The organism is Shewanella sp. SACH (assembly GCF_001887095.2).
GTDB classification, from domain to species: domain Bacteria; phylum Pseudomonadota; class Gammaproteobacteria; order Enterobacterales; family Shewanellaceae; genus Shewanella; species Shewanella baltica.
On record NZ_MPDG02000003.1, the window covers coordinates 201,318 to 224,449 of the forward strand.

Sequence of the window (23,132 nt, forward strand, 5' to 3'; positions counted from 1 at the left end):
GGGGTTTAACGTGTCTCAAGGACTGGTAACAGCAGCTTACATTATTGCCGCCATTCTCTTCATCTTCAGTCTCGCGGGACTGTCGAAGCAAGAGACGGCAAAACACGGCAATTTATTCGGTATCTTAGGTATGGCAATCGCCCTACTGGCTACCATTTTCAACCCTGATACTAACGGTATTGCGTGGATCTTAATCGCCATGGTGATTGGCGGCGCGATTGGTATCCGTTTAGCATTAAAAGTCGAAATGACTGAAATGCCTGAACTGGTTGCCATCTTGCACAGTTTTGTTGGTATGGCCGCGGTATTGGTTGGCTTTAACAGCTTTATCGACTTACACCCACAAGAAGTGTCGCAAGTTGTCGTAGCTGTCGGTGGCGATATTAATACGACCCTCGCCGCAGTGCACGATGCTCTAAGTGAAGCGGCCAAAGCCACCAGCAAAGAACATCTCACTGGCGCCATGCTTAACATTCACTTGGTCGAAGTTTTCCTCGGGATCTTCATCGGTGCGGTCACCTTCACAGGTTCTATCGTGGCCTTTTGCAAGTTACGCGGCGTGATTTCATCTAAACCTTTGATGCTGCCGCATCGCCACAAGTTAAACCTAGTGGCAGTGCTCGTGTCTTTTGCCCTGTTAGTGTACTTCGTCCAAACTGGCGGCACTATGCCAGCACTGCTATTGATGACCTTGATTGCCTTCGCCTTTGGCTGGCATTTAGTCGCATCGATTGGCGGCGCAGATATGCCAGTGGTGGTGTCTATGCTTAACTCCTACTCAGGTTGGGCAGCGGCGGCAGCGGGCTTTATGTTGTCAAACGACCTCTTGATTGTCGTTGGCGCATTAGTGGGTTCATCGGGTGCAATTCTGTCTTACATAATGTGTAAGGCGATGAATCGCTCGTTTATTTCTGTAATAGCTGGTGGCTTTGGCACAGATGGTGTGGCCTCGACTGCCGATGAAGAAATGGGCGAATACCGTGAAACCAACGCTGAAGATGTGGCGGATATGCTGAAAAATGCCACCTCTGTCATCATCACCCCAGGTTACGGCATGGCTGTGGCACAGGCGCAATATCCTGTCGCTGAAATCACCAAAAGACTGCGCGATCTTGGCGTGAAAGTCCGTTTCGGCATCCACCCAGTTGCAGGCCGTTTACCCGGTCATATGAACGTACTGCTAGCTGAAGCGAAAGTCCCCTACGATATCGTGCTTGAAATGGACGAAATCAACGACGACTTTAACGACACTGACGTAGTACTAGTAATTGGTGCGAACGACACGGTTAACCCTGCGGCAATGGAAGATCCAGGTAGCCCAATCGCAGGCATGCCAGTGCTCGAAGTGTGGAAAGCGCAAAACGTTATCGGCTTTAAACGCTCGATGAACACAGGTTATGCCGGCGTGCAAAACCCACTGTTCTTCAAAGATAATACCCAAATGCTATTTGGGGATGCGAAGGCCAGTGTCGAAGCGATTTTAAAAGCGCTTTGAGTCTGATGTAACCTTTACAGAGTGGCAATCGTTTAGGCGAAACACACTGTTTCAATGATAAAAAGGGAGCCGCTGGCTCCCTTTTCATTTCACATTTTTTTAAGCCTTTTAAGCTAGTCTCCGAACCCATAGGATGTGAGGTTTTTTTCCCACAATCCCCATCGTTTTCGCCGGCAAAAATACGAAGTAGAATCTAACGCTATTTGAAGGAAAGAGTGAATGCTACTTGGACTGTTTATCCTGTCTGGCGTATTAATCAAAACCTCATTACTCGGGCTTGGCTGGATATCGATTGCCATCGGCCTCAGTGGATATCTGTTTTGTCGCTGGATTAATTTCAAATTAGATATCAAACTGATTGGTAAATTTAGACGCCTTTTCATCACTGGCGCGGCTTTGCATCTTCTGGTCTATATCGGCTTAATCACTAAGCTTTTCCTTATCGACAGCTTAGAAGACTTACCCACATTCCTGATAAGTCACTTAGTCTCTCACCACATCATCAGCGCTGCTATTGCTGCCACATTAACCTTCTTGGCGATTCGCATCTATTTACAGCAGCAAAAATTAACTCAAGCCTATCGACAGGAATTAAGCTAACTCAACAAGGTTTTGATGACAAATGCCGACGGAGAAAGGCTGGTTAAATTCATCATTAGCTTAAGTGCCATAAAATAATGGGGTACTAAAACAGATCATGCAGAGGTGGTGTCTGCAACACTGAATTCATCAATGAATTCAAACATCAGGGATAAGAATGACCCCTGATGTTTAGGGAGGAGCTAAGCCAAGATACGTTAGTCTACGGTAATGTCGTTATCGCTAAGCTCTTTTGACAGGGTTTCATAATTCGTTTTAAGCTTCGGCAAAGTATCTTCTTGGATCTTACTCAGTACATTTTGCAGCAGGCCCTTACCGTAGGAAACACTGTAGTGGCGAGTTTCAATATCGCTAATGATCTGCTCAGACTCTAAATAAAAACGACGAATATCGGACAAGATGTGGCTCGGCGTCTCTAGGGCATTGGCTGAATAGCGCATATTCTCCCAAACAAACAGTCCCATTTGCGGGTGCATTTTCACTAAACTATTACCGCTCACTGTTTCAACCGTGTCGACATAACGGCTCAAAGTCGCCACGTTGTCACTCACTTCATCATAGAGCGCATGGCGCAGATGATAGTTGTTTTGCATATTACTTAAGTTATCGAACTTAATCGCCTGCGATAAACCTTCCTGAGCGGCCAAATACACCCCGACAACCGTCGCAATGATCATAAAGATCTGACTCACCCAAAAACTGGTTTTGATGAGCTCTGTATTATCGAGCTTGATGTTACGTTTGGGAGCCTCGGCGGCATTAGAGCTGGATGTCATGTCCATATGTTTATCCTGTCAAATCAAGAGTAAAAGGCGGTATAACGCAATAAAGGGCATATCTTACACGACTAAAGAATGAGTTTCCTCAGTAAAAATCACGATTTTTACCTATAAAAAAGGAGCCATCAGGCTCCATTTTTATATTAATTGGTCAGTCTATTATGCTGCTTTTGCCACATCGAAATTGGACAATAACATCACAGCAGTACGGCCTAATAAGTGGTTGATCGTGCGATCGCCCGCTAAACCTAACTCAGCAATCGCTTGCTGACGTGCTGTGCTCACCGCTCGAAATAGGGTAATTTCATTGTTGGCACCACCACAAAGACTAAAGAACAGTCTCAATACTGCGCGGTAATGTTCTTCCTGCATTGCCTGCATCCACGATGTTTCTAATGCCTCTTGGCTAGAAAAATCCAGAGCCGCAACAAATAGATTGCCGATACGGCTATCTAAACGAACGAGAAAATCGCTCTTGCGTGGAAAATGGTGACTAATACCTGTGCGGCTAATACCCGTTGCTTCAGATAACGTAGTATAAGACATAGTCTCAAAGCCGATAGTCAAAATTTGTCTTAACGCTTCATCCATAATCTGATTTATGGTTTGCTCAGTTTGTACTCGCGAGCGCTTAGCCATAGTAAAGTCTCCCCTCTTTTTTTTAGGGGGAAAGCTTACCAAAGCCGCTCAGGGATTACTGCTGTTCACTCGGCTGCAACCAGCGTATTTCGCTTTTGTTCAGCTAGGGTTCAGTTTAAAACAGGCCTAAACGCCGATTCCGTTAACACCATCATAACATTGAATTTTGTACCAACCAGTTATGCGCTTTTTCCTCACCCATGAGTAAAACGAAGGTAGGTTGTAGATAGTGCCCAAGATCGGCTTTTCGCCAAAATAGATATTCAGGAAGGGGTTGCAACACACTCGCGCCAAAAGTCCGTTGCATTAAGCTCGAATACTCGCCTAATAACCTCGGCTCTAATTGCTTAGCTTTAGGATAAAAATCCGCCAGAAAATCCCGATAATCGGTGAATCTCGCCACTTGAGCCACTTCGTAGTGATGCAACACTTGTATCAGCATGGGCGAACTCCAATGCGACAAGTATTGCGGACTTGTTAACGCATCGAGGTTGCGTCTATGGTATTGCTGCCACGCCAAGGCAAAATCACCCCGCTCCCGCGCGATACGCCAAACCAGATAGATATCGGCTAGCCATTCATGCTGATATGCGCTTAATTGAATCGGTAACACTGTGCCTTGCAGGGCAAGGTTCTCCAAATGACCGAGCTCATGCCATAGGGTTAATTGCGGCTGTTCGAGCAAAGGTAATTGATAGGTCACGAGATCGACACTGGCTAACTGCACTTGCGGCGTCTGCAGCTCGTTGACTAAGACTAGGCCTGCAATCTTATTGTCATCGACGGGCATAACCATGGCGCCTCGCTGGCCTAAATCGCGCTTAAATTGATCTAACGTGGCGGGCAGCTGCGCCAACACTTGCTTAGGCAATAATGCCAAGCAAGTGCCAAGCTCTGGTAAAGGGCAAATCAAAGCCTGCTTATCGGCGATGGGCGTCCAAGACAAGCTAGATGCGAATACCAGAGCAACTAAGCTCACTGATTAGCCATGATATTTTGAATAATGGCCGTGGTTGAAATACCATCCTCAAAGCCCAGCACTTGTACTTGACCTCCGGCAGCAATCACTTCAGCGCCGCCCGCGATATCTTCAAGCTTATAGTCGCCGCCTTTAACCAGTAGATTTGGCAGCAGTCGAGTGATAATGCGCTGCGGCGTATCTTCACTAAAAGGCACCACCCAATCGACAGAGGCTAAGCCAGCGAGCACGGCCATACGGCGATCAACCTGATTGACCGGACGACCATCACCCTTAAGGCGTTTAACCGAGGCATCATCGTTTACTGCAACAATCAAACGATCGCCTAAGGCTTTGGCTTGTTTGAGGTAACTCACGTGGCCCGCATGCAAAATATCAAAGCAACCATTGGTCATCACCACACGTTCACCGCGCAGTTTGGCCTGCTCTAAGGCATAGGCGAGCTGATCTTCACTCACCACCCCAAAACCCGATTCTCCATGATGCAAAGCCAAAGCTTCAATAAGCTCAATGCGGCTCACGGTAGAAGTGCCAAGTTTACCAACCACTACGCCAGCGGCGGTGTTCGCAATTGCGCAAGCCTGCGGTAAATCGGCGCCCGCGGCTAATGAGGTTGCTAAGGCAGAAATTACAGTATCGCCAGCACCCGTCACGTCATAGACTTCACGGGCAACGGTAGGAATGTGCAGCTCGGGCGCGTTAGCCGTCACTAAGGTCATGCCCTTTTCAGAGCGGGTGACTAAGATGGCATCAAAATGATGTTGCTTGAGTAAGCCACGAGCTTTTTCCAGCAGATCCGCTTCAGAGGTTACCGTACCAACAACGGCTTCAAACTCGCTCATATTCGGGGTGATCAACGACGCGCCCTGATAACGGCCAAAGTCACTGCCCTTAGGATCGACTAACACCATCACACCTTTAGCACGGGCAAGCGCAATGAAATCTCGCGGCTGATCGATAGCGCCCTTCGCATAATCTGACAACACCACCACATCGACGGAATCGAGTAAAGCCTCAGATTGCTTGAGCAAACGCACACTATCGGCCTTGTCAAAAGCTTCTTCGAAATCGAGGCGGATCAACTGCTGGTTACGTGATAACACCCGTAACTTAGTGATGGTTGGCTTGTCTGCAATGGTTAACCATTGGGGTTCAACCCCTAAGGTTTGCACGCCAAGCGTTAAGGCATGGGCGGTATCGTCTTGACCGACGAGCCCAGCAAGTTGGACTTGACCACCTAAGGTCGCGATATTGAGCGCCACGTTGGCCGCGCCGCCGGGTCTGTCTTCGACTTGATTAATCTTCACCACAGGTACGGGGGCTTCGGGGGAGATACGTCCCGTTGGGCCAACCCAATAGCGGTCTAACATCACATCGCCGACGACTAACACTCTGGCTTTTTCAAATGCTGGCAGAGAAACCTTCATAGTGCTCTTATCTTTATGCAGAAATTAAACCGTGATTGTACCTAATTTTCAGTAAAAATTGAGTTAGAATAAGCAGTAATTTTCAAAAGTAGTGAGTATTTTTGTGGTCGAGAAAGCCGAGTTTTCATCTTCTTTATATCATCCTAAGCATTGGCCCATGTGGTTTGGCGTATTTTTAATGCGCTTAACTCAGCTTCTACCGCTCTCTTGGCAGATGAAACTGGGTAAAGGTTTAGGTCGCTTAGTGATGAAATTTGCAGGCAGTCGTACTCATACGGCGCGCCGTAATTTGAGCCTCTGTTTCCCTGAAATGTCAGAAGCACAGCGAGAAGCACTACTCACGCGTAACTTTGAAGAAACGGGCAAAGCCATTTTCGATACCATCAATGCATGGTGGTGGTCCGATGAAAAAGTGCAGCAACACATGAGCATCACAGGCAAAGAACACGTGCAAGACACCCTCGATGCTGGCCACGGCGTTATCCTGTTTGCAGTGCATTGTTTACCGCTGGAAATGGGCGCACGTATCTTCGGCCAATTCCAACCCGGCGTGGGGGTTTATCGCCCACACAACAATCCTGTGATGGAATACCTCCAAGTTAAAGGCCGTTTACGCTCGAATAAAGGTCTCGTTTCTAAACGCGACTTGCGCCAAATGGTGCGCTGCCTACGTAATCCCGATGTGATTTGGTACACGGCCGATCAAGACTTTGGCCGATCAAGCGCGGTATTTATCCCGTTTTATGCTATGCCAGATGCGGCAACAATTACGGGGGCCACCACGTTAGCCAAACTCGGCAAAGCCAAAGTCTTGCCCTTTTTTGTGGAACGTACCGAAGGTGATGAGGGCTATCGGATTGAAGTGATGCCACCGCTGGATAATTTCCCCGGCGAAGATGAATTAGCCGATGCCATTCGCGGTAACAAGATTATCGAATCCATCATAGATAAAAACCGCGCCCAATATATGTGGTTGCATCGCCGCTTTAAAACCCGCCCAGATCCAACGGACAAGTCGTTATATCAATAAGCTCAATTAGCTTTGAATACAAAAATGCCAGCAAATAAGCTGGCATTTTTTATGGCGACTTTCGATTACAATTGTCGATGACAACTTTCAACTTCAACTATCTATGACAACTCTCTATGGCAAGAAGCATCTAGCGCATGAGATTACAGCGAATGCTCGGTCGGTAAACGAATACCGACGTTAGTAACTTTGCCTTCATACAGCCCCGCCACCACCCAATGCAACGACTGCCATTGGAACTGATCGCCCAGCACAGGATTGGCGCCAAGCTGTGACACCACCAGATCGGCGACCGTCATATCATCGGCGAGATTATCTAAGCTCAAGCCATAAATTGGTGCGAGATCCGCAAGCTTAACGTCTGTTTCAATAAAGAAATCACCGAAGAAACGTTGCACTTCTTTATTTTCAGGCGCTTGGCTAAAGAGGTTACTCAAGGCTTCTAAACTTTTCTCCTGACCCAGCACACAGAGTATATCTCCCGCTTCGAGGCGAGTACTGCCCGACGGATGCAGTAAAGTGTCATTCCTAAATACCGCCGCAATCCGTGTTCCATCAGGCATAGCTAAGCGTTTTAGCGGCTCACCAATACACCACTTACTTTCACTCAAACGATAGACAAACACTTCCCATTCGCTGCTCGGGTAAATTTCAACTCCCGAACGCGAAACGGGCAACGGCTTTGGGGGCAGTTCCACCTTAGCTAAACGCGCCGCAGTGGTCAAAGACGCACCTTGAACCAGTAACGATACTAATACGACGAAGAAGGCTAAGTTGAAGTACAACTGAGCGCCCGGTAAGCCCGCCATCATAGGGAACACCGCCAAGATGATAGGTACAGCACCGCGTAGTCCTACCCACGAAATAAACCAGCGGTCGCGACTGCTGAAGCTCTTAAAGGGCAATAGACTGATCCACACAGCGACAGGACGGGCGAATAGAATCATCCCGAATGCCAGTGCAAAACCTGGGATCAGGATATCGACTAAATCAGAAGGGGTAAGCAATAAGCCTAATACCAAGAACATGCCGATTTGGCTGACCCAAGTCATGCCATCCAGTACGTTTAAAATCGCATGGCGACCACGGGTCGGCTTATTGCCGAGGAAAAGCCCGACTAAGTAAATCGATAAAATGCCACTGCCGCCGAGTTTGTTAGACGCAGCATAAATAATCAGACCACCGCTTAAGACTAAAATAGAGTACAGGCCGTCGGCTAATTTGCTCAAATTAACCAGCTTCCACAGCATCCAGCCGCCGCCTAAACCTAAGCAAATACCCAGACCAAATTGCTTAATAAAGCTGATAAACATAAAGCTGAAGGACATCTCAGTGTCCACATTGGCGAGAATCGCAATCAGCGTCACGGTTAAAAACACCGCCATAGGGTCGTTACTACCGGACTCGATTTCTAAGGTTGCCCCAACCCGCTCGTTGAGACTGCGCCCTTTCAATAAGGAGAATACCGCGGCGGCATCGGTCGAGCCCACAATCGCGCCCACCAGCAAACCTTGCAACCAATGCAAGTCAAACAGCCATGCGGCCATCATGCCAGTGATACTGGTTGTAATAGCAACGCCAAAGGTCGCTAGCGATAATGCAGGCCACAGTGCCACCCTAAAACTGGCGACACGGGTACGCATACCACCATCGAGTAAGATGATAGCAAGCGCTAAGTTACTGACTAAATAAGCGGTGGAATAATCATCAAACAGTATGCCGCCAGGGCCATCTTCACCGGCCAAAATACCCACGGCGAGGAAGATTAAAAGAATCGGGATACCCAAACGGGAAGACATGGGACTGAGTAAAACACTCACTGCAGTTAGCAAGGCGCCAATCAGAAAAAAACTATTGATGGAATTTGCATCCACAAACGCCTCCTTATACAGGTTGTTTAGTTAAACGATAGACAAATCACCGAGGTTAAAAATGACTCAACTTACAATTTTATGATTTTATATTAGCACAAAAATAGCGAATTATTGGAGCGTTAAATATTAAATTTCAATCATCTACATAGAAAACGCCATAAATGTAACTTTGCATTAACCTTGAGATAAAGGCTAACGTAAAACCTAAAGAACCGCAGAACATTTTCACACGACTTATAAAAATTAAAATAAATAAATATCAGACAGTTAAAAATAACAAACTAAACGTAAACTTAAATCATTCAAGCAAAATTAAGCTCATAAACCTGTATAAACTAGGGTTATCATAGTGAATTCAGTACCAGACAAAACAATGTCGACTGAAACGGCGAATATTCGAACATCACCCTCAAGCCGATTGTTTTCACTCCATTTATCCGACAATCGGCTCAGCTAGGCGGACTTTGTCAGGTTGAGCATCACCCCGTTAGAAAAGTACTTTAAAAAATCTCGCAAACGCTGTTTTCGCAAAACCAATCAATTCAGCCACCCTTAATTCGCCATCAAAGAAGACACTATGCATAACGCCAACATTTTAGACTGAGCGATCACCATAGAAGCGTTGCAACACAGCTGCTTAGATCAGGGATTTGCAGCACATAGGGCAATTGTACAGACACAGGTTTTAACGATAAGCCGAAATACTGACAATCTTAGTCGCCGATGAAAACCGTTAAAACAAAAATTAAGCGATAAATACGCTGTACGGATCATATTTCAGTTGAAATAATGTCCAAAATAAGGAAGGATGCGAGCTTCGCGCGCCAGTGCATTTTGCTCGTCAAATTGCCGCTCTCGTTTTAAGAGAGAAAGCTGCGTTAAACACGCTTTTTTATTAACAGGAATCGTAGTATCCGCTTATGAGTATGCTTCGCACCACAGCTTTATTATTGACTTTGGTTTTCCCTAGTCTGTCCGCTTTAGCAACGGAATATCCTTTACCAGCCGCCCAAAGCAGGCTAATTGGCGAGAACCAGTATTATACGGTTCCAGAGGGTAAACACACTCTCGAAGATATTGCTGCCAAATACCAGCTCGGTCTCAGTAACTTACTCGAAGCTAACCCAGGTGTAGATCCATTTCTGCCAAAGCCAGGTAGCCAACTGTTAATTCCATTACAACTGATCCTGCCTAACGCTCCCCGTGAAGGCATAGTGATCAACGTGGCCGAAATGCGTTTGTACTACTATCCAAAAGGCAAAAAGACAGTTGAAGTCCTGCCTATTGGTATTGGCCAGATTGGTAAAGACACGCCAGAAAACTGGGTGACCTCAGTACAACGTAAGCGTGCCAATCCAACTTGGACACCGACGCCACGCATTCGTAAAGAATATGCTGCTAAGGGTGAAATCCTGCCAGCAGTATGGCCAGCGGGTCCAGACAACCCTATGGGACTGTATGCACTGTATATAGGCAACTTGTATGCGATTCACGGTACTAACGCGAGTTTCGGTATCGGTTTACGTGTGAGCCAAGGTTGTGTGCGTTTACGCCATGAAGATATCGAGCACTTGTTCAAGAATGTCCCAGTGGGCACCCGCGTACAATTCGTGAACCAGCCGATTAAAGCAACCGAAGAGCCAGACGGTAAGCGCTACTTAGCAGTGCATCAACCTCTGTCTCGCACTGTGGCTGAGTTTGAATCCAATGAGCCAGTCGCGATTTCATTACCTAGAGATATCGCCAAGTTTATCGCTAAAGCTGACACTAATTCTTCTGTGATCAAAAAGCTGCTCGATGAACGTACTGGTGTACCGATGCGAATTAATCAATAATTCACTGGTAAATATCACCTAAAAAAATACCCGCTATCAGCGGGTATTTTTTTGTCATTTATTAGATGATTAAACACCTAATAGAATAACAAGATCAATCACATAAAGGTGCACATAGGGCTAAGAAGTGAGTCATAGCAGCACTGTTTGCCAATACGCGTTGGTCGAAGTTTTGCAGCGCTGGCGTTTCGGTACAAGCACCGACACGGGCACCACTTCGCACTAAACACGCTTCAAACGACGTATCGAAGTGATTGAAGATCAAGCCATCCTTCACAGGACACGCATCAATCTCGCCATCCACAGCAATCGGGAAATAACCGCCTAAGGTATCGCGCAAATCTAGGCTAAAGCGTCCTGGCACTTGGCTTGGCTCAAAAGAATACACATAGGCTTCACGGCTCAAGACATCTTCGTGGCAAGTTAAAATACCGTCACGGCAAGCGGCAATCAGTAACTGCGCATGATCTAACAACAACTTACCTTCCACCGACGTATGTTCGTTGGCTTTAGGTTTACCATTCTCAAATACAAAACCGCGATTTGGATTTTCACCGTATTTGTTAAATCTATGGCCGCGGCTGAATCCGGTTGGATTAACGAGGGGCAATAAACTCAAGTTCACCCGTTCAAATAGGTCTGCTGACGCTTCACTCAAAAAATGCAGCAAACCCCAAGGGCCTGCAGATTCTTCGCCATGAAATCCTGCGCTGATCAATAAAGAAGGTAAGCCTGACTTAGCGGCGGGAGACTGATACAAGCTAACCTTGTATTTACCGACTTCACCCAAATTCTTCTCAACCATGCCCAAACGGGTCATTTCCTGCTCAAGCAGCAGATAAAAATTATCAATATCAGTGCTTTCACAGTTAAAAATATCGCTTTTCCACTGAAAGGATTCGAACGGGGATCTGCTTACCATATCTTGTACTTATGCCAGAAAAAGAACTGTGCCATCATAGCAGTTCTTTTTAAAAACTGAATGCTATTCAACTGATTTCGATGAAATCCGAGCAGTTGCTAACAACATCGCAATCGGTATCGATACCTGTTGATGGGTTAATCGCCACTTGGTAACGGCATTCAGCTTCGATGAGTTATTTAACGAATTCAAAAATATGCTCGGCAGGATGCACTTATGAGAACTCACATCGTCTTTTTTATCGCCCTTGCGACCAGTGCTTTTAGCAATTCGCTGCTGGCACAATGTCGCGCCGAGCAGGATGCACAAGCCTTATACGCGCTCGAAGCGAACCTAAAAACCTACACTCTCGAAAATGGCCTGACGGTGCGCTTACTGCCCATGGCTGATAAACAGACAGTTACAATCGCCAGCCAATTTAATTTAGGCGCCCGCAACGAAGCCCAAGGTCAGAGCGGTTATGCCCATCTGTTTGAGCACATGTTATTTAAGGGCAGCGAAAATGCCCCCAGCGATACCTATGCCCAGCAGCTCAGTGCCTTAGGTGCACGTTTTAATGCCAGCACACATTTTGACTACACCAATTACTATGTGACGCTGCCAAGCCCAGCATTAGAACTGGGGCTGTATCTCGAAGCCGACCGCTTTATCCGTCCAAGCCTTAATGCCACAACCGTTAAAAATCAGCAGGAAACCGTACTGCAGGAAATGGCCCAAACCATAGATAATCAGCCCTATGTCCGCAGCGCGATGGCGTTCTTACTCGACCAAGTGCAAGGCACGCCCTACGGCCACGGTATTATTGGTAGTCGTGAAGATATCTTGCAAGCCACACCTGAAAGCCTAACCGCTTTTCACCGTGCTTATTATCGCCCCGACGCGATGCAGCTTTCCCTTGTCGGTAAGTTAAGTCCACAAACCCTGCAATGGATCGAGCAAGATTTTGCGACTTGGCCTAAACCTGCGACGACAGAGCCTAGATTCACTGAGCTGAACATCCAGCCTAAACAAGTGCATGCTGAGTTAGTCGATGAGCGCGGACCTTGGCCTGGATTACTGCTCGCTTGGCATACCGTAGGTAAAGATCATCCCGATGCGGCAGCGATTCAACTGCTCGAAGGCTATTTATTTCAAAATACCGCCAGTGCAATTACTAGAATGAGCCAGCATAATCCTGCGCAAATGCTCAGTTATTCCCTGCCCTTTGAGTTAGAAAATCATGGGATTGCCAATATTGTCTTGGTTCCGCGAGCTCGCACTTCACTCGATGCCTTAGTGGAAAAAGTGCTGGGACTTGTCGCACAAACACAGCAAGAGACTCTGGATGAAACCAGCCTGTGCGCACTTAAACAAGTGTGGTTAAACAATCGATTACAACAACTCAGTGACACCCAAGCACTAGCCACGCAGCTTTCGGCGACCTCAGTTCAAGATAAAGACCATCCCTTTAGCGCACAGTGGCAGCGGATTAACGCAGTCACGGCAGGCGATATCCAAAGAGTTGCAGCGCAGTATTTTACTCAAAACTATGTACGGGTCGACCTACTGCCACCTTGGTATATTCGCTGGGGAAAAACACTGCTGGAATGGCTACCTAGTGATATGAGTAACAGCCTAGAGGATGCGGTATTATGATGAATCTAACTCCTGTAGCTCATGGACGACCTAAACAACTACAAGGCTTAATGTGCTGCGTTGTGGCGTTATTACTGAGCGCCTGCCAGCAAACACAAATAGTCTTTACGCCGACTGAACCGCCAAGCTTAGCCAGCTTTGAAATACCCTATCCACTAGACAATCATTTACCCGAAAGCGGTGTCATCATCCCCGCAACGGATCCAATGTTTAGCGATGAAGTTCATACCGAGTTGGATTTACCCTATCAGTTACATAGACTTGCTTCAGTGCAAAGCACTTATGATCTAAGCAGTAACAGTCTAAGCAACAGGGTCAGTTTAGCGGTGATAAGTCCGCAGACTCCCTTCAATAATCCCGATATTTTACAGATTGCCTTGCAAGAGAAAGCCCGCGCACTGGCGATTAGCCTCGCAGATCCCTGCCTTGAGACCTTCAGTATTCGCGTTAGCTTACATAGCATAAATCTAAGCCTCACCTGCCCTGACGATGTTAATCATATCTACGGTTTGCTAGTGCAATTTTGGCAGCCCAATACCTTTATTGATGCGACAACCGCTCCCGTCGATATTGATAATATTCGCCGCCAACTCAAGCTCAATAAGCACTTAAATGCCTTTAGTGGCGCCGAGATAGATAAACAGTGGCGCGAAAAACTGCTCGGACCTGAACATCCCTACAATAAAGTACTCAATAATGATGCACTGTTCGATACGCTCAGCCTAAAGCAGCTGCAACAGATCCAGCAGCAGGCGGCATCGCAAGCACAATGGCATCTGTTTCTACCCAATATGCAGGCTAAAAACGCCGAATTTGATCTTCAAGCCAGCATAAAACTGTGGCCTCTGTTGACGACATCCTTTCCTAAGTCGTCACCGCAAGCAGATAAGCTAGAAACAACCACACCTAAGCAAACCAAGAAGATTTTCCTTATCGATGCGCCGGGCAGTGTGCAGACCCAAGTCCGCCTAGGCTATCGCATAGACTATCGCATAGACCATTCCATAAATCATGCCATAGGTCATACCGTTGATAGTGAATTAGGCGATATGTCCGAGACGAATCAACTCAGTTCACAGGAAGTCACCTTAAGCTGTCGCAGTTTATCCGCGCTGATGGGGCGCAGTTTTTCGGGTAGACTCTATTATGATTTGCGGGAAAAACGCGGTCTCACCTATGGCATTTACGGCCAGTGTGCCAATGCGCCGCTGTCCAGCAGCATCAAGTTTTACGGCAGTACAGCCATAGAACATACGGGCGCGTTTGTGGTGGGCATACTTGATCACCTCGCGCTCGTTAAAACCCAAAGTGCCAGCCAAGGCGAAATCAATGCACTTAAAACCTATTTGATAGGTGAGGATTTACTCAGCCAAGACAACAGCATTCAGCGTGAAAACCAATATCTCCAACAACTTGCGACAGGATTAACTCAAGTTGATGTGCAAAAGCTGAATGCAGAGTTGCAGGCGCTAACGCCAAAAAGGCTGCAGCAGTTAGCCAACGGGGCGTTTAGCGGTGAGCCATTGATTATCTTGCGGGGCGATATCGATAGAATAATCCCAGACTTAACCTCTAAGCTGCCAGAGTGGCAGCTTGAAAGGGTCAAGGTGGACTAAATTCTTAAGATAGAAAAGCTAAAAGCTGAATAGTAAGACTAGCGCACTCTGTGATAGCAACGTTCGGGGCGACCGATGGAACCATAACTCTGATCCGCCGCTAACTCGTTACATTCCAACAAAAACTCTAAATAACGCCGCGCGGTAGAACGGCTAACGCCTAGCTTCTCACCCACCATTTGCGCTGTGAGTTTATCTTGTGGCTTAGTATCAAACACTTCACGGATTTTCTGTAGGGTCAATTGATCGACCCCCTTTGGCAAACGAGCAGCAGCCTTGGTCGTCCCTGTCGGCACTTCCATAAAGGCATCGACCACGGATTGAGTCAGCTCTTCGGTGGCAGAAAGTTTGAGCTGGCGGCTCTCGAATCGACTCAAGGCTTGGTCTAACCGACTCAAGAGTACAGGTTTTACCAGAAAATCGAACACGCCGAGCTGCATGGCTTTTTCTAAAATCTGCACTTCTTTGGCTGCAGTGAGCAATACCACTTCGCTACGGATCCCTTGGCTGCGTAATTCTGCCAGTAAATTCAAACCATTACCGTCGGGTAAATACACATCTAACAGTAAGAGGTCCGGCGTGATGGCGCCCAACAAAGATCGCGCAGTACTGATATCGCTAGCCATGCCAATCACTTTATAACGATTAGTCGAGAACAAATATTGCGCAACCAAATGGGCGACTTCGACTTCATCCTCGACGATGATCACTGTATGCATTAAACAGTACCTACTTCAGGCAGAAGTTCAGGAAACAAATACGGTGCGGTTAACTCAGCAACACACACAACTTGGTCCGCAACAATCATGACGGTATGCATTAAACGGTACCTACTTCAGGTAAAGGTTTAGTGGGAATATACACAGAAAAACGCGCGCCACCTAAATCTGAGTCGGCAAACTCTAAGCTGCCATGGCAGGCACACAGGTAAGTATTAACGATATACATGCCCACACCATGCTGCGCCCCCTGCTTAGAGCTGTAATCTGGATCGAATATCGTGCTGTACTCGGTTTTAGAAATCCCATCGCCACTGTCTTCCACATCAAAAATCAGGTTAGAGGCAGTTTCATCTAAAGTTACGACCACGCGGCGGGGCTTATGATTGTTCGCCCTGTGCACAGCCTCAATGGCATTATCGATAAGGTTGCCCATAATCGACACCATCCGCTCAAGCATAATAGCGTCTTGCACATCACTGAGTTGACTATCAGGGCTGATTTGAAACTCAATATTGAGCTCTTTCGCCTTGTGATACTTACCCAAGAGTAATCCCGCGATCGTCGGCTCATGGATTTGCGACAGTAATAAATGGATTTGAGCCTGCCAACCTTGGCTTTCTTGGCCAATAAATTCGACCGCTTTGTCGTAGGCTTTGAGCTGTAATAATGCGCCTAGGGTATGGAGTTTATTCGAGTAATCATGGGTTTGCACTCTGAGCATTTCGGCAAACTCTTGTACTTTTGCCAGTTGTTGGCTCAAGCGCTCAATTTCATCGGCGGGGCGCATCGTCAGTAGTAAGCCATCATTTTGATCCCGTACCTGAAACGGCACCCGCGACATCACCAGCCATTGCTCATTGGCAAATAACTCGAATCCCCTGATGGTTTTGTTTTGGTTCGTCAGTAGAAAATCGGCGTGCTGCGGCAATAAATCACTCAACATCAGAGTATTAGGTTGGCAGGTCGGAGATAAGGCTAAGATCTCCCGCGCCCTTTGATTCAACTTGCGGATACGACCATCGGCATCCAATGCCACCACACCCATTCGCACTGTGTTAAGAATCGCGTCCTGCTCGACGAATAAACGGCCAATTTCCGCAGGTTGCAAGCCGAACAACATTTCCCGTACTTGCCGCCCCATCCAAAAAGCCACCAGCACGCCCATCAATAACACTCCTAGGACTGTCATGATGATTTCAGGAATACGCTTATCGATTAACGCGCCCACGGACTGACTCAAAAAGCCCACGGAAACCAAGCCGATAATTTGACCTTGCTCGTCCAGCACTGGCACTTTACCGCGAATAGAACGACCTAAACTGCCCTGCGCCTCGGAGATATAAGACTCCCCTTCTAATGCCGCTTGGCTGTCACCGCCCTCCATCTTCTTGCCAATTTTATCTGAATCTGGGTGCACGATACGGTATTTATGAGTATCGCCCACCACGATAAAATCGGCCTTAGATGCTAGACGTATTCCTTCTATCGCGGCCAGCAATTGTGGGCTCGAATGCCCAGTCTGCAAAGCCGTAATCACATCGGTCCGTGTCGCGACCGCATGGGCCAGCCCTAATGCCTTAGCGCCCGATTGCTCAGTAATACTGCGACTCAAAATTTGATAGCTGATGCCGCCAAATAAGGCGCACAGCAACAAACTCAGGCAAGTCACCCCACTGATTAACCACGTTTCTAAGCGCTTAGGGCGTCTCATTAGCGTACCTTTACATTAAGAGGCTTTCGCCAATTTATCACTACGATGACTACGAATAAAACCGATCAATGGCACAGCCAGCATAGCGATCGCCACAATCAAGATAGTCAGTGTTAGCGGGCGTTCCCACAGGAAGCTCAAAGAACCATCGGAGGCGATCATAGCACGGCGGAAGTTACGCTCAATCATATCACCGAGGATGAAGCCCAGTAGCAGCGGCGCCATTGGGAATGCCAGCAAACGTAGCACGACAGCGACAATCGCAAAACCTATCATCAAGAACAGATCGAAGGTGTTAAACGAGACCAAATACACCCCAATCAAACTGAAGAACAAAATCATCACAGTCAAAATCGACTTAGGCAAAGCCAGCACTTTGGCAAAATAAGGGATCAGCGGTAAATTCAGCACCAGCAGAATAATATTGCCGAAATACATAGAGATAATCACAGACCAAAACACGTCTGGACGCTCTTGCATCAACATAGGGCCAGGTTGAATACCATAAGCGATCAATGCACCAAGCATGATAGCCGTGGTACCAGACCCCGGAATACCTAAGGTCAATAACGGGACAAATGAGCCAGTACAGGCCGCATTGTTAGCCGACTCAGGCGCCGCAACACCGCGAATCGAGCCCTTACCAAACTCCTCGCGTTTCGCGCCGCGGGATAAATTACGCTCAGTGCCGTAGGCCATAAAGCTGGCAATGGTTGCGCCTGCGCCCGGTAATACCCCAATCAAGAAACCGAAAATCGACGAACGACCAATCACAGGCGCTATCTCTTTCACTTCCTCTTTGGTTAAGCGAGTGCTACCAATAGGCTGCGCTGAAAAGTTGATGTTTTCGGTCGACTTCGGCGGCTTAATCACATTCATTAACGCTTCCGACAGGGCAAAAGTCGCCATGGCGATTAACAGAAAACTGATGCCATCGAGTAAATCTGGCTGACCGAAGGTGAAGCGTTCCATCCCCGAGAAAGGATCGATCCCCACTGACGAGAGCAACAAACCTAAGTGAGTCATCATCATGGCCTTGAGGAAATCGCCACGATTCGAAAACGCTGCAATGGCCGTCAAACCGAGGAACATCAAGACCACATAATCGCCCGATTGAAAGCTCAGTGATACTTGCGCTAATAATGGCGCCGCGACCATCAACATGATGGCGCCGATAGTGCCGCCGGTAAACGAAGCATAGGCCGCAATCGCTAATGCTTTACCTGCCATGCCTTTTTGCGCCATCGGATAACCATCGAATGACGTCGCAACCGTTCCTGCCACGCCCGGGGCGTTGATCAGAATTGACGAAGTCGACCCACCAAAAATAGCGCCGTAGTACACGCCCGCCATTAGGATCATGCCTGAACTGGGGCCAATGCTGTAAGTCACAGGGATCATCAGAGCGATCGCTGTGATCGGCCCTAATCCCGGCAGCATACCGATCACTGTGCCAACCAAGCAGCCTAAGACCACATACATGAGGTTTTGCAATTCAAACGCGGTCGATAGACCAATAAACATTGCATCGAACATAGTTAACTCCAAAGAGAACCTGAGGCCAAGTAGATACCTAAGACTTGCGTCATCAACACCCAGAACACCAACACCACGGGCACAGAGGCGAGCAGCAAAATCTTAAAGCGGCGCTCTCCCATCAACCAAAATCCAGCGACCAAAAACAATAAAGTAGCGACAACAAACCCCAACGGTTCGAGTCCGGCGGCATACAAGACCATCAGCACAATCAGCGCCGCGGTTTGTTGTAAGGCGGCTTTAGTCAGCAGCGCCCCCCGCTGTTGAACCGTGTTTCCTTTCAGCAAGACAGCAACCAGAGAGAACAGACTAAACATCAGCCCCATGGCAGCATAAATCTTCGGCATAGTGGAAGACGTCACGACTTCAAATTCTTCAAACGGCAATAAGGGAATTTGCAATGCCAGCACGCCATATCCGGTAAACACGGCGACAAATAGCAAGGAACCAATCAGATCACGATTCAACATCTGTCACTCCTTACTTAATAAAGCCCAGTTGCAACATAGTGGCTTTAAGCTGCTGCTCCTGTGCTTCCAATGACTTAATGAATTCGGCTTGGGGTTCAAACAGATTGATCCACCCATTACGGGCACGCACTTGTTCCCATTCAGGCGTCTTAATCAGCGCCGCAAACTTGGCCACATACTCATCAACTTTGGCTTTAGGCGTATCAGGTGCCGCAAAAAAACCGCGCCAGTTAGTAAACGTCATGTCATAACCGAGAGATTTAATCGTCGGAACCTCTGGATGCTCGGCAACGATTTCAGGTGCAGTCATAGCAAGGATCCGCCCTTGACCACTGCCTGCAATTTCTAACGCTTCACTGAATCCCGTCGACAGTAAATCGACTTCGCCCGAGAGTAAGCCAGCCTTAGCTTGACCACCCGCATCGTATGGAACATAACGTAAACGACCGCCATCTAAGCCCGCCGCCGCAATCGCTTGCGCCGCAACTAAGTGATCCATACTGCCGCGCGCTGAGCCGCCAGCGATATTGAATCTTTGTGGATCCGCCTTAAAGGCCGCCAACACATCGTCCCAGTTTTTCAACGGTGAATCGTTACGCACCACAAAGGCACCGTAATCGGCGACTATGCCAGCAACCGGCGTTAAATCACGATAACTAAACGGGATTTGCCCAGAAAGTGCACGGAGCACAATCGGAGTCGAGTTAACCAGTAAAATATCACCCTGTTTGTTTTTCGATTTGATCATAGAGGCAATCGCACGACCGCCACCGCCGCCCGAGAGGTTCTCAAAAGAGGCATTACCATCAATTTTCGACTTCACTAAGGCTTCACCGACGCCGCGAGCCGTGGTATCCCAACCACCGCCTGGACCGCCAGGAATGATAAAGTGGATATCAGCACTCGCCATGCCAGAGGCACCAAGTAACAGCGCACTCATGACTAAAGATTTCATTTTCAACATGATTCATTACTCCTAAAACACGTATTGCAAACGGGCAGTAAAGGCATCACCCACATCTTCATTGCCGACTAAGGCAATCGTGCCAGCGCCATCGACGGAAGAATGGATGTAGTTAGCCATCACTTTGATTTTTGGATTAAAGTAGTAAGACACGCCTAAGGTATAGGTCTGAGCTTTAGTACCTTGGAAGTCGGAGCTTGCATCCACGCTAGAAAAACGTGCCGCCAATTCCCATGCATCGGTTACGCCCTTAGGCTGGGAAAACACCGCGCTGCCCTTGGAATAGCTGCGCTGTTCGCCCGTTAAGAAATAACTCGCCTGCAGGTAATACGCCTGATAACGCTCACCATCGAGCACTGACTGAGGATCTTGAGTCGTTAAATTACGCTGAGCGTATTCGCCTTGTAGTAACAAAGCCTTATGTTGAAATGCCAGCTCTAAACCCGCTTGGTTTAGCCGATCAATCGCTGCGGTTTCACCACCCGCAACATAGTTAATCAGGCGAGTATTAGTCTCGCGCAGTTCGCCGCGAGCAAAGCTGGCTGACAAGTCATCGCCGCCCATTTGACGCGCTGAGTACCACAAGCCAGCATGCAGCACTCGGCCCGGTTCTTTGGCCTGTGACCAAGTCACTCGCGAGCTCAGGGCATAGTTCAAATCATCGGTTTCATCTTTGCCATCGCTACCAAAGGCATCGTTTTTATAAACACCCAAAGCGTAACGTAAACCTGTGCTGGGGAAATATTGATAGGCAGAAACACCCCAGCGGAAGTACGGCGACATAGTATCGGCGAGGCTAGAACGTTCAATCAGCGCAATGTGATTACTGCTGGTGAGCGCATCAAGGCTGATATCCTCACGCAACTTACCAAATTGCAGTTTAGGGCCATTCTCAAAACCCGAATAACGCATCCGAGCCATGACGATTTCAGCGGTATTTTCAGCAAATTCAAGCAGTAGCTTGTAATCCCAATCCTGTAATTCGCCTTCAACAAAGGTACGGACTCGGCGAGGGAAAATATCCTGCGCGCTACTGCCGTTATGTTCGGCGTTATAGGCACCATTGAAGAGGTTGTAATCGAGTTGAATGCGACCACCTATCTCAAAAGCTGGCGCGCTAGGCTTAGATGGAGTCGCAGTGGCATTCGCTGCCTGCTGTTGTTTTAGCTGGTTAACTTCTTGAGTCAATTGGGTGAGTTGTGCTTGAAGCTCTTGAGGCGTTAAGTCTTGCGCATTCGCAAAACCAGTAAAAGCCACAGCGGTTGCCGCGGCAAGTAAGGTCAATCTAGGCATCAATGCCTCCTGTATTGCAGTCTGCCATTCCCTGTGGGAATGCCTGTGTTATTAGAATTGTGTCAGGTCTGTGACGGACTACTTCCTCGTCCAGAGGAGGAAATGTATCGTTAACATTTCGTTAAAGATATTTAACGCACTTAATCTTCATTAAGGGACTTAAGGTGACTAAAAATCATAAAGTTCATGAACAAAATGAACTTAACTCAAGGGAAACGGCTTGAAGTGCACAAAACGGGTAAGAATGAGAGATAACTCAATGAAAATATGACAGGAATACTAGCGGACGCTGAATGTTAACAGATGAGTGAAATAGCATAAAAATAGGACGGATTTACCCTTAGAACGTTAAATTAAGCATAGAAGCCATCCATAAAAGCAAAGCGCCATTAAGCGCTTCTGAGGGAACTAGCATCAATACTTGAAGGGATATTGAGTAGGATTGAGCTGGATTTCGGTGACAAGCATTAGCAACGATGAGCAAGTAACAGTGGTCGAACAAAAAACACCAAATGCTCGACCCAATTATGCTAGTACTTATTGATTCGAGCTAATTGATTCAAGCTAATAGATTCGAGCTTTCGCTTAGCAATCAGAGCTTATTGCCTGCATTCTCGCTGGTGGGCGCGGTGCCATTATCACCCTGCGCCATCTGTGCATGGCCTTGTTCCATTTGCTGTAAATCTTCCATCGCCGAATCCTGCGACAAAGCCAGCGGATCCGGATCTGCAGATACCGCCGCCGTATTGTCGGCATTCGCGGTATCTGGCGCAGTCGTTTGTTCTGTGAGTAATGGATTGAAACCCTTTTCAACATCCAGCTCCTGAGTCACGGGAGACACTTCAGTGTTAAGCGTGCTATCACTCACATTAGGTAACCACTCACGCAATGGCTCGGGTCCAAAACTAAAGCCCAAGGCGATGACGACAGTTGCCGCAGCAACATACAACCAAGGACGAATCGCCCGATTATCGCCTCTTAATGAACCGCTCTCACTGGCATATAGGTGCGCATCCGAGCGTTGAGCCGCTGGCTCGATCGCTTTTAGCATGTCAGGCAAGGCATCAAGCTCAGGGCCTTTAATCCGCTGACCAATAAACTGGCCGCCTTCGTAAATCTCCATCTGATGACTGGCAACTTCACCGTCAACCACACCAGAACTGGTAATAATCAACTTATTGCAACAGACTCGACCACTAAATACGCCGCACACCCGCAACTCATCACAGCTGACTTCACCGGAGATCTCGCCGCCAAGTTCGATCTTAATTTGTCCCGCTGAACCAATCTTGCCCTGCAATTTACCCGCAATTAATGCCGTGCTCTCTAACTGGATGTCACCCTCAATCGAGGTTTGTGCACTGATAAAAGTAATGCCATTGCCTTTGCTAGCCATAGGATTCATTCCATATCATTATTTTTGTGACAAAGATGTTAAGGTAAAAGTCCCCGAGAATAAAGCACTGGTTTCGTTTAGTATTTGACCTAAGCCTCAGAGCGGGATTTAAGTCACGCCAGCGACTATGTTACCCTGCGCTAGTGCAATATGGCTCCCGAGTACCTAAGTATGAGTAGCATGATGCCTCAAAAGGCGAGCGCTGATAT

19 protein-coding genes are annotated in these 23,132 nt (G+C 47.6%); 6 read left to right on the plus strand and 13 right to left on the minus strand.

Translation table 11 applies throughout. The features are described 5' to 3' along the window. Window positions 1-10: 10 nt before the first annotated feature. Both pntB and BM607_RS15040 read left to right on the plus strand, forming a co-directional pair. Window positions 11-1,495 carry a Re/Si-specific NAD(P)(+) transhydrogenase subunit beta gene (pntB, locus tag BM607_RS15035; protein ID WP_071940109.1) on the plus strand — a complete coding sequence of 495 codons (1,485 nt, stop codon included), beginning with the start codon at window positions 11-13 and terminating at the stop codon, window positions 1,493-1,495. A gap of 219 nt (window positions 1,496-1,714) precedes the next feature. Further along, a complete protein-coding gene (locus BM607_RS15040; protein ID WP_011847649.1) occupies window positions 1,715-2,095 on the plus strand; it encodes a hypothetical protein in 381 nt (126 codons plus the stop codon). Between the two features lie 197 nt (window positions 2,096-2,292). Here the strand turns inward: BM607_RS15040 and BM607_RS15045 are convergent, their stop codons facing one another. The 4 genes from BM607_RS15045 to hldE all read right to left on the minus strand — a co-directional run bounded on the left by BM607_RS15045 (window position 2,293) and on the right by hldE (window position 5,919). Further along, on the minus strand, window positions 2,293-2,877 hold the full coding sequence (locus BM607_RS15045; protein ID WP_071940108.1) for a hypothetical protein: 585 nt from the start codon (window positions 2,875-2,877) through the stop codon (window positions 2,293-2,295). Window positions 2,878-3,033: 156 nt separating this feature from the next. Further along, window positions 3,034-3,513 (minus strand): TetR family transcriptional regulator, encoded by a 480-nt coding sequence (locus tag BM607_RS15050; protein WP_006082899.1) that lies wholly within the window; start codon window positions 3,511-3,513, stop codon window positions 3,034-3,036. Window positions 3,514-3,664: 151 nt separating this feature from the next. Continuing rightward, window positions 3,665-4,492, minus strand: a complete 828-nt coding sequence (locus tag BM607_RS15055; protein WP_012088380.1) for a hypothetical protein — start codon at window positions 4,490-4,492, stop codon at window positions 3,665-3,667. Then, window positions 4,489-5,919 (minus strand): bifunctional D-glycero-beta-D-manno-heptose-7-phosphate kinase/D-glycero-beta-D-manno-heptose 1-phosphate adenylyltransferase HldE, encoded by a 1,431-nt coding sequence (gene hldE, locus BM607_RS15060; RefSeq protein ID WP_006085938.1) that lies wholly within the window; start codon window positions 5,917-5,919, stop codon window positions 4,489-4,491. Before hldE ends, BM607_RS15055 begins: the two co-directional genes overlap by 4 nt. Window positions 5,920-6,022: 103 nt before the next feature. Here hldE and BM607_RS15065 point away from each other — a divergent pair, with 103 nt between their 5' ends. After that, window positions 6,023-6,949, plus strand: coding sequence for an LpxL/LpxP family Kdo(2)-lipid IV(A) lauroyl/palmitoleoyl acyltransferase (locus BM607_RS15065; RefSeq protein ID WP_006085939.1), 927 nt, complete (start codon window positions 6,023-6,025; stop codon window positions 6,947-6,949). A gap of 143 nt (window positions 6,950-7,092) precedes the next feature. Here BM607_RS15065 and BM607_RS15070 read toward each other — a convergent pair whose 3' ends face one another. Continuing rightward, window positions 7,093-8,823 carry a potassium/proton antiporter gene (locus BM607_RS15070; protein WP_006082903.1) on the minus strand — a complete coding sequence of 577 codons (1,731 nt, stop codon included), beginning with the start codon at window positions 8,821-8,823 and terminating at the stop codon, window positions 7,093-7,095. A gap of 920 nt (window positions 8,824-9,743) precedes the next feature. Here BM607_RS15070 and BM607_RS15075 point away from each other — a divergent pair. Next, a complete protein-coding gene (locus BM607_RS15075) occupies window positions 9,744-10,658 on the plus strand; it encodes a L,D-transpeptidase family protein (protein WP_006082904.1) in 915 nt (304 codons plus the stop codon). A 94-nt stretch (window positions 10,659-10,752) separates the two neighbouring features. On the opposite strand, the gene BM607_RS15080 is transcribed toward BM607_RS15075, so the two are convergent. Then, complete coding sequence (locus tag BM607_RS15080) at window positions 10,753-11,580, minus strand: M14 family metallocarboxypeptidase (RefSeq protein ID WP_006082905.1); 828 nt, start codon at window positions 11,578-11,580, stop codon at window positions 10,753-10,755. 216 nt (window positions 11,581-11,796) lie between these two features. Here BM607_RS15080 and BM607_RS15085 point away from each other — a divergent pair, with 216 nt between their 5' ends. Continuing rightward, the gene (locus BM607_RS15085) at window positions 11,797-13,215 is read left to right on the plus strand and encodes a pitrilysin family protein (protein WP_071940107.1); all 1,419 of its coding nucleotides are present in this window, start codon (window positions 11,797-11,799) and stop codon (window positions 13,213-13,215) included. After that, window positions 13,212-14,831, plus strand: a complete 1,620-nt coding sequence (locus BM607_RS15090; protein WP_071940106.1) for an insulinase family protein — start codon at window positions 13,212-13,214, stop codon at window positions 14,829-14,831. Before BM607_RS15085 ends, BM607_RS15090 begins: the two co-directional genes overlap by 4 nt. A gap of 38 nt (window positions 14,832-14,869) precedes the next feature. Here the strand turns inward: BM607_RS15090 and BM607_RS15095 are convergent, their stop codons facing one another. From BM607_RS15095 to BM607_RS15125, 7 genes are all read right to left on the minus strand, one after another. Then, window positions 14,870-15,550, minus strand: coding sequence for a response regulator (locus BM607_RS15095; RefSeq protein WP_071940105.1), 681 nt, complete (start codon window positions 15,548-15,550; stop codon window positions 14,870-14,872). Window positions 15,551-15,650: 100 nt separating this feature from the next. Beyond that, a complete protein-coding gene (locus BM607_RS15100) occupies window positions 15,651-17,264 on the minus strand; it encodes a sensor histidine kinase (RefSeq protein WP_006085946.1) in 1,614 nt (537 codons plus the stop codon). A 15-nt stretch (window positions 17,265-17,279) separates the two neighbouring features. Then, complete coding sequence (locus BM607_RS15105; RefSeq protein WP_071940104.1) at window positions 17,280-18,800, minus strand: tripartite tricarboxylate transporter permease; 1,521 nt, start codon at window positions 18,798-18,800, stop codon at window positions 17,280-17,282. A 2-nt stretch (window positions 18,801-18,802) separates the two neighbouring features. Next, on the minus strand, window positions 18,803-19,270 hold the full coding sequence (locus tag BM607_RS15110; RefSeq protein WP_071940103.1) for a tripartite tricarboxylate transporter TctB family protein: 468 nt from the start codon (window positions 19,268-19,270) through the stop codon (window positions 18,803-18,805). Between the two features lie 10 nt (window positions 19,271-19,280). Further along, the gene (locus tag BM607_RS15115; RefSeq protein ID WP_071940102.1) at window positions 19,281-20,234 is read right to left on the minus strand and encodes a tripartite tricarboxylate transporter substrate-binding protein; all 954 of its coding nucleotides are present in this window, start codon (window positions 20,232-20,234) and stop codon (window positions 19,281-19,283) included. A gap of 12 nt (window positions 20,235-20,246) precedes the next feature. Beyond that, on the minus strand, window positions 20,247-21,527 hold the full coding sequence (locus BM607_RS15120; protein WP_071940101.1) for a porin: 1,281 nt from the start codon (window positions 21,525-21,527) through the stop codon (window positions 20,247-20,249). A gap of 592 nt (window positions 21,528-22,119) precedes the next feature. After that, a complete protein-coding gene (locus BM607_RS15125) occupies window positions 22,120-22,923 on the minus strand; it encodes a polymer-forming cytoskeletal protein (protein ID WP_071940100.1) in 804 nt (267 codons plus the stop codon). Window positions 22,924-23,132: the final 209 nt, after the last annotated feature.